Genomic DNA, 1,277 nt, shown 5'->3' on the forward strand with positions numbered 1-1,277 from the left:
TTCGGCAGGAACACCTTGTTCGTCACGATCATCAGCAGCACGCCGAGGCACGCGGTGATGCCGAGCTCGCGCACGATGTCGATCTTGATTCGCATGATCACCATGAAGCCGAGCGCGTTGGTCAGCAGCGCGACGGTGCCCGGCACGAACAGCTTGCGGAACGCGTCGCGCGCGGCGTCGGCCGACGATGCGCCGCGCACCAGCGCCTGCTTCCACGCGTTGGTCATCTGCACCGCGTGCGACACGCCGATCGAGAAGATCAGGAACGGCACGAGGATCGACATCGGGTCGATGCCGAGGCCGAGCAGCGGCAGCGCGCCGAGCAGCCAGACGACCGGCAGCAGCGCGACGACGAGCGCCAGCACGGTGGTCTTCAACGAACGCGTGTACGCGAACAGCAGCGCGGCCGTCACGAGGAACGCGAGCGCGAAGAACGCCATCACGCCCGCGATGCCGTTCTCGACGTCGCCCACCAGCTTCGCGAAGCCGATGATGTTCACGTCGATGCCCTGCTTCGCGTACTTCGCGCGGATCTCCTCGAGCTGGCGCGCGACCGCGCTGTAGTCGAGCCGCTTGCCGGTGGCCGGGTCTGTCTCGCGCAGCTCCGCGCGGATCAGCGCCGACTTCAGGTCGTTGCCGACGAGGCGGCCAATCTGCCCGGACCGCGCGACGTTGCGGCGCACCTTCGCGAGATCGTCCGGGTTCGCGCTCGAGAACTGGCCCGGCACGACCACGTCGCCGCGAAAGCCGGCCTCCGTCACCTCGGTGTAGTGGACGTTCGGCGTGAACAGCGAGAACACGCGCGAGCGGTTCACGCCGGGGATGAAGAAGACGTCGTCGGTCGCATGGCGCAGCGCGTCCATGAACGACTGGTTGTAGATGTCGCCGTCGCCCTTCCAGCGCAGGCTCACGAGGATCGTGTTCGCGCCGGGGAACGCCCCCGCATAGCGCTCGAACACCTGCATGTACGGGTGCTGCATCGGGATCATCTTGTTGAAGCCCGGATCGAGCTTCAGGCGCGTCGCGGACAGCCCGAGCGCGAGCGTCACCGCGACGCACAGCAGCATCAGCACCTTGCGCTGGCGGATGATCGTGTTGGCGCAGCGCTCGACGAACGCGGCGAGGCGCGACGCGGGAACGGCTTCAGGGGGGCGTGACAGGTCGTTCATGGAATTCTCTTGTCGATGCGAAACGAACGGGAGCAGGCAGCAGGACGGCCGCGCGTCAGGACGGTGTCGACGCAGCCGCGCCGGCGAGCGGCGCGACGCCGGCCTCGC

The 1,277-nt window shown here is 67.8% G+C and carries 1 protein-coding gene; it reads right to left on the minus strand.

What is annotated here, in order from left to right; translation table 11 throughout:
- Positions 1–1,169, minus strand: a 1,169-nt coding sequence (locus G3N93_RS40170) for an RND family transporter (protein WP_206135541.1), incomplete at its 3' end; no start/stop codon positions are given.
- Positions 1,170–1,277: the final 108 nt, after the last annotated feature.

This window comes from Burkholderia sp. Se-20378 (assembly GCF_017104665.1).
Lineage (GTDB): Bacteria > Pseudomonadota > Gammaproteobacteria > Burkholderiales > Burkholderiaceae > Burkholderia > Burkholderia lata.